The sequence below is a fragment of the Vibrio sp. ZOR0018 genome (genome assembly GCF_963865925.1).
GTDB classification, from domain to species: Bacteria; Pseudomonadota; Gammaproteobacteria; order Enterobacterales; family Vibrionaceae; genus Vibrio; species Vibrio anguillarum.
This window is the reverse complement of record NZ_CAWMCN010000103.1, coordinates 104592-111397: the sequence shown is the minus strand read 5'-3', so window position 1 is coordinate 111397 and position 6806 is coordinate 104592. Positions and strand designations below refer to the sequence as shown.

The window sequence follows — 6806 nt, the reverse complement described above, 5'->3', positions numbered from 1 at the left end:
CTGAAACCTTCACGGTGAAATCGGAAGACGGCACAGAGCAACAAGTGACCATCACCATCAATGGTGCGAACGATAAGGCAAGCATCGCAATATCAAGCATTGCTCCTCTCTCCGAGGAAGGCTTATCTGGTGGACTTCAAGATGATATTGGATCCTCAGATACAAGCGACGCAATTAAGGTATCTGGCAGCATCACAATTGATTATGTAGATAGCGACTCCGTAGGGATCACTCTTTCGGGACCGGAGGGCATCACGTCGGGAGGTATGGAAGTCGTTTGGGAATGGGATGCTCAAAATCACAAGCTGATAGGCTCTACATCTGGTAGTGATTCTAAATCCGTTATTGAAATCGAGCTTACTGCTCCTAATGCTAGTGGCAAGGGCGAGTGGAACTATACAGCCACTTTACTCAACCCTGTCGACCATCCAGATGGTTCCCAAGAAGATACACTGAGTTTAGATCTCGGCGTATTTGTTTCAGATGGGCAAGCCACAACGGAAAGCAAATTATCTATCATCATTGAAGACGATGCACCTAGCGACCATGCGATGGATCCAGTTGCTGCTACAGCAACTGACATCCCTGATGTGTTAACTGGCCAGTTTGATCTAACAAGTTACCGTGGTAATAGGACTACGATTGACGGTGGTCAATTTACTATTACTGCAAAAGGATTCTCTTCAGCTTTATCATCCACGTTAGTTAGTGCAAATATTAATGGTGACAGCGAAGGTATCGGCGTTAGTAGTAAGGATTCTCCGTACCATAACCTTGCTAATGAAGTTGATTTTCGTAAGTTTTCAGATGGCAGTTCTGCATCCGAAGAGTTGGTTATTAAACTCGATCCTAACACGGTAGCTTATGGTGCGAAAATTGAGTTCAGCAAAATGTTTGGCGGTGAGGGCGAAAGCGGGATTGTTGAGTTTTGGCGAGATGGAAAGCTGATTGCAACTCAAAGTTTTACCTCTGATGAAAACCGTGGAGATTACGCTAAAGACTTTTCTGTGCAACAGGGTGGTTTTGATACGATGGTTATCAAAGCTACTGATAATGGTCACTCGTTCAATCATAAAGATAATAGTGACTTTACCGTTAAAAATATCGAGTTTCTTGGTTCGGATGCGCCGCAGCCAATTGCTTATGGTTCTGGTGTCGTTGAACCGCAATGGGGGGCCGATGGTCGAGGGGCACTGCAATTAGTTGGCCTGGATGAATCTGCGACACTCAAAACGGTTACTGGCTCTGACATTACTGTTGGATTAGTAGGAGCAAATACTCTTACTGGTAAAGATGCAGAAGGGCATTTAGTCTTCAAACTCGAGTTTACACCGACAACGGGAAAATGGGAGTTTTACCAGTATCAAAATATACAATCGCCGTTAGGTGATGGAGATATTGATTTCCAAGTGAAAGTTACTGATGCCGATGGTGACAGTGCTGTGCTTGGTTTTGCGGTCAAGCCTGTGTCTCCACCGGTTATTGGTGAATTGACGCTCAATGTTTCTGAAGAAGGATTACAAGGCGGGATTGCGGATGACGCATCTATCACTGGTTCACAAGACACGACTAACCAGACCTCAGTGGAAGGGCAGCTTAATATTGCGAACACCTCTGAGCTTTCTATGGGGATTCCGGTTGGTACTTACACTTCTAATGGTGTAGCTATTACCTGGAACTTATCTTCGGATAAACAGAGACTGATTGGAACGGTTGCTGACAATAAAGTGGTCGAAATTACCGTAGATAACCAAGGCAAGGTGACTAGTCAGTTGCATGCTGTATTCGACCACACGAATAATGGTGGAGAAGATGACCTTGTGATTGATATTCCCATTGAAGCACAAAATTCAAGTGGTATTTCGAGCACAAGTACAATCACCATTGTTATCGAAGATGATGCCCCTATTGCTAATGCGGATGTTGCTTCAATCAATGTATTAGCCGATTCATTTAATTTTAACGGTGTTTCGGCTAAGTGGAGCAATATCGCAGGTGGTTCAAATATTACAATTTATGATTCGCGCGATGCTGACCCTGATTTAGACCAAGTACGCTGGGGAACGAGTGCAGGGTATGGGCAATCAGGGTATGGTTTTATTGATAACGATAGTGGATTGGCTGGAAATATAGCTCTCAATGAGCTAGTCCAACTAGGAACCTTTACTCACTATAATTACCCTATCTATGACTCGATTACGGGGGCAACACTAGATGTAACATTTTCAGTAACCGATGCTTATGGTCGAGTAACGCCTGTGACGATTACGGTGAATTTTGCCCATAACGAAACACCAAATAATCAGTCTGATCCAAGGGATATCATTACTATTGAAAGTCAATCTGTGACTTTTGAATTTGAAGGTAAGATGTATACAGTTGAAGTCTTAGGTTTTGTTGATAAAAACGGTAATGTTATCAACTCGATAAAGACAGACGAAAATGCATCCAACCAGTTTGACTTGGTGGCAAAGATTGTTGAAGGAAGTGGTTACCATTTGCCAAGTGCTTTAGGTAATGTAATGCATAACGATTTGCACGGTGCCGATGGATCATTGACTGTCATAGGGTGTGTGAATGGAGAAACATCAAGCAGTATTAATACCGGTGTTGGCACTAATGTTATTGGTTTGTATGGCGAGCTGATTCTGATGGCTGATGGTAGCTATACTTATCAAGTGACTGAGGATGCCTCTAAGATCCCCCTCAACGCACAGGAAGTTTTTAGTTATACCGTGAGAGATAATGATGGTGATGCTGCCAATAGTACTTTAACTATTTCGGTCAACGCTGTAGATAAAAATGGTGTACCCGTAGGTTTACCATTGACGGTTGAAGGCAATGATTTAAATGACATGATAGTTATTAGAAATGGTGAAAACTCACAGCACCCAGATAGATTCGATGTTGCTTTTGGGGGGAATTTGCTAGGTACAGTACGTGATGTTCATGGCAATGAAAACCATATTCACGTAGGGCAAGGTTATAATAATGGCTCTCAAAACCAAACTGTTAGTGGTGGATCGGGGAACGATCATATTGAGACGGGCTCTGGAAATGACGTCATTTATGCAGGAATGACGGGATCTCATGGTTACGGTAGTGATGATGATTTGGAGCTTTCAGCGTCTGATATTGCCAATCATCACGTAATGACAGGCAATCTTTCTGGCGCTGATTCAATGTTAGATAGTGATGGATTGTTATTATCAAACGATGTAGCAAGCCGTAATGCTGATGTTGTCAATGGCGGTAGTGGTAATGATCGAATATTTGGTCAATCCGGCTCTGATATCCTTTTTGGTCATACCGGTGATGATTATATTGATGGTGGTTCTCATAACGATGGTTTGAGAGGCGGTGAAGGTAACGACATCCTCATTGGCGGCCTTGGTAACGATATTTTAACGGGTGATAGTGGCGCAGACATATTCAAATGGGTTGAGATGGAAACCGCGACTGACCGCGTCACGGACTTCCATCGTTCGGAAGGGGATTCGTTAGATTTCTCTGATTTGTTTGAAGACATGTCCAAAGACGAGATCACAGTATTACTTGATGGGCTGAGTAGTGCAGATCATCAAGGTGTTGTGGACGATGTATCTATTCGTGTTACAGGAAATGAACATGAATCGCACCTAACGATTGTTAAGTCGGGTCAAACATTGACCGTGGACTTTGATGGTGCGTCAGCTGCGGATATCACCAGTAGCTTGATGGATAACCTAAACCATTTAAAGGACTAAAATAACGAAAACCGGAGCTTGATAAGAGCTCCGGTTTTTCTTGCTGTCTATAAATACGGCTTACAAGACCTTACAAGCGAACCCTTTTAGATAAAACCCTTCAGGGTAGGCTGAATCTGTCAAGTGGTCAGCGGCTTGCTCGAACCTTTCAACAAATTTAACGCTGCGACCTGCATCAAGCGCCGCGTCCGCAATGATTTTTTGGAAGAGATCTGTGCCCATAAGGCCAGAGCATGAATAAGTGAGTAAAGTGCCACCGGGTTTTAAAATTTGCATTGCCAACATATTGATGTCTTTATAACCGTTTGCACCGGAGATCAGGTTATTTTTACTCGATACGAACTTAGGTGGATCCATAATCACCACATCAAACAGCGTTCCTTGATCACGGTATTCTCGCAATAATTTGAAAACATCGGCATTTAAAAATACAGCGCGTTTTTTGGAGATATCGAATTGATTGATCTCTGCATTGTATTTGGCGGTATCTAATGCAGGTTGTGAGACGTCGGCATTAATTACACGTTTGGCACCGCCTTTAAGAGCATACAAACCGAAGCCTCCGGTATAACAAAAACAGTTAAGGACATCTTTATCCTTCACATATTTTATTGATTTCTGGCGGCTGTCACGTTGGTCTAGGTAAAAGCCTGTTTTGTGTCCACCAACAATATCGACGCTAATTTTTACGCCATTTTCTTCGATAATGACTGATTTTGGCGGCTCATCGCCATGCAGCACGCCCATGCGCTCTTCCAAACCTTCTTTTTTACGAACGGCAACATCTGAACGTTCGTAAACATGGCACTCTGGGAAAACGATTGTCAGCGCTTTAACAATATTCGTTTTATGGTATTCAGCCCCTGCGCTAAGCAGTTGGCATACTAGATAATCTTGATACTTATCGATAGTAATACCGGGCAACCCATCTGATTCTGCTGCAATCAGCCTAAAGCCTGTAAGACCATCTCGTTCAATAATCTCCTGGCGAACTAACAGTGCATCTTCGAGCCGTTTCACAAAAAAATCGACATTGATCTCCTGCTTCTCAAAGCTCCAAACGCGAGCTCGAATTTGAGAAGTAGGGGAATAGGCTGCTTTTGCTAACCACTGATTATCATGAGTATAAACGTCGACGGTCTCTCCAAGGCTAGGCTCACCTTCTACCTTGCTGATCCCTCGGGAAAAGACCCATGGATGTTTACGGCGCAAAGATTTTTCACGGCCTTTGACTAGATAGATTGCAGCTGTCATACATTACTCGATGAATATTCAAAATGGGGGCGTATTTTCATAGAAAAGGTAATGGAAAGCAAACAAAGAGCGAGCGTCATACGTAAATAAAGGAAATTGTTTGGGGAGAGTGTCTATGGGATGTACATCAAATTAACCCATTGTCATTTCTTTCATTATAGTGAACGACGCATTTTAGTAGATAAATGATTGAGTATTTAAACATAGAGAGGGATCCAAATGGCTCAACAGTGCGACAAGTTTATCGTGGCAGGCAGGGTCCAAGGGGTTGGTTTTCGTTATCACACCGCTCATCAAGGACTAAAGCTAGGCTTAACAGGCTATGCTAAAAATTTACATAACGGCGAGGTTGAAGTCATCGCCATTGGAAATAGTGAAAATTTGGAGCAGTTTTATCAGTGGCTTCAACAAGGCCCCAAAACGGCGAAAGTAATGTCTGTGTTGCGTGAATCACTTCTTTCTTATACTGAAAAATATAGCGGATTCGAAATACTTTAAAAGTAGCACCGCTTTGTGCTTTGTATGGTTAAGTTGCTTGGAGCTTAGTTTCGCACTACAAGCATTTGGCAGGTTTTGGTAACCCAGCAAGTTTAGTTGCTTGTTTGGCAGGGCCTTTTTTAAAGAGTTTGAACAGATATTTACTATTGCCTTTTTCCGGACCATGCGCTTTTTCCATCGCTTTGACTAACATACGCACTGCGGGTGAAGTATTAAACTCTTCATAAAAGTGGCGCACGAACCAAATGACTTCTAGATGAGCGTCTGTTAACTCGATATCTTCCTGACTGGCCAGTGTCTGGATCATTCCTTCTTCCCATTGGGTATGGTCTAGGAGGTAACCCTGAGCATCAGTTTCGACGGTTTTACCATTGTATTCAAACATCTTTATTACTCGATTAAAAATCCGCGTTTAGGGTAGCGTAGTGAATGTGTGATCTCAACTGTTTAGAAAGCAAAAAGCCCGCAAGCTGTGGCTTGCGGGCTCGTTTGGACAAAATGTCGATGTAAATTAGTCGTCGTTCATAATGCCTAAAATAGCCAATAAGCTTGTGAACAAGTTCAGAATATTTAGATACATTGAGATGGTAGCACTAATGTAGTTTGTCTCTTCACCTCGTACGATACGGCTTGTGTCAAATAGGATAAAACCAGAAAACACGAGCGCCGCGATGCTGCTGATCGCAAGTTGGCCAACGGTAGAACCAACAAAAATATTAATAATTGCTGCAACGATGACAATAATGAGGCCTGCCATTAAAAAACTTCTCATGAACGAAAAGTCTTTTTTAGTCGTAATGGTATAAGCTGATAAGCCCATAAAAACAAGGCCAGTAAGGCCGAGTGCCTGAGCAATAATGCTAGAGCCATTCGGGATTGCAGCATAGTGATTAAGCATAGGACCCAGAGCACCACCCATTAATGTGGTGAACACAAATGTCCACACTATACCAGAAGAGGAATTAATGGCTTTAGGCATCACGAAGAACAGGATACCGATTGCTCCCAACTGCATAGCGAGTGCCATGAATGGTGAAATTTGCATTGCCATTGTTGCCATCGCAGCAATAGCACTAGTGATAAGAGTCATTGAAAGCAAGAAGTAAGTATTCTTCAACACTTTATTGGTTTGTAGTGTGCTCTCTAAGCTAGCTGAGCGAGTAAACATTGGGCTGTTCATAATCTTCCTCGTAAGGGTTTATGTTTGTTTGTACATTTATGGGGCTGAATGAGCTAAAAAGCAAGCCCTGTATCGTATTTGTTTTGTGTAAATTTTAATAAAAATAGTCACTTAGATGTTAAAGAATG

The 6806-nt window shown here is 42.6% G+C and carries 5 protein-coding genes; 2 read left to right on the top strand and 3 right to left on the bottom strand.

Annotated elements, in window-relative coordinates; translation table 11 throughout:
* Window positions 1-3746 (top strand): choice-of-anchor K domain-containing protein (locus AACR75_RS07710; protein ID WP_047689518.1); only part of this gene is annotated, 3746 nt, incomplete at its 5' end.
* A gap of 60 nt (window positions 3747-3806) precedes the next feature.
* Here the strand turns inward: AACR75_RS07710 and AACR75_RS07705 are convergent.
* Window positions 3807-5000, bottom strand: coding sequence for a class I SAM-dependent methyltransferase (locus AACR75_RS07705; RefSeq protein ID WP_047689509.1), 1194 nt, complete (start codon window positions 4998-5000; stop codon window positions 3807-3809).
* Window positions 5001-5219: 219 nt separating this feature from the next.
* Between AACR75_RS07705 and yccX the strand changes: the two genes are divergently transcribed.
* The gene (yccX, locus tag AACR75_RS07700) at window positions 5220-5498 is read left to right on the top strand and encodes an acylphosphatase (protein WP_047689506.1); all 279 of its coding nucleotides are present in this window, start codon (window positions 5220-5222) and stop codon (window positions 5496-5498) included.
* A 55-nt stretch (window positions 5499-5553) separates the two neighbouring features.
* Here yccX and AACR75_RS07695 read toward each other — a convergent pair whose 3' ends face one another.
* Both AACR75_RS07695 and AACR75_RS07690 read right to left on the bottom strand, forming a co-directional pair.
* Window positions 5554-5883: a TusE/DsrC/DsvC family sulfur relay protein gene (locus AACR75_RS07695; protein WP_047689503.1), complete on the bottom strand. Its 330-nt coding sequence runs from the start codon at window positions 5881-5883 to the stop codon at window positions 5554-5556.
* Between the two features lie 126 nt (window positions 5884-6009).
* Window positions 6010-6678, bottom strand: a complete 669-nt coding sequence (locus AACR75_RS07690) for a Bax inhibitor-1 family protein (RefSeq protein WP_010318447.1) — start codon at window positions 6676-6678, stop codon at window positions 6010-6012.
* Window positions 6679-6806 lie beyond the last annotated feature (128 nt).

Bases quoted from the DNA above. Each gene is read 5' to 3' on its own strand.
- AACR75_RS07705 (WP_047689509.1), bottom strand. From the start codon at position 5,000: ATGACAGCTGCAATCTATCTAGTCAAAGGCCGTGAAAAATCTTTGCGC.
- yccX (WP_047689506.1), top strand. From the start codon at position 5,220: ATGGCTCAACAGTGCGACAAGTTTATCGTGGCAGGCAGGGTCCAAGGG.
- AACR75_RS07695 (WP_047689503.1), bottom strand. From the start codon at position 5,883: ATGTTTGAATACAATGGTAAAACCGTCGAAACTGATGCTCAGGGTTAC.
- AACR75_RS07690 (WP_010318447.1), bottom strand. From the start codon at position 6,678: ATGAACAGCCCAATGTTTACTCGCTCAGCTAGCTTAGAGAGCACACTA.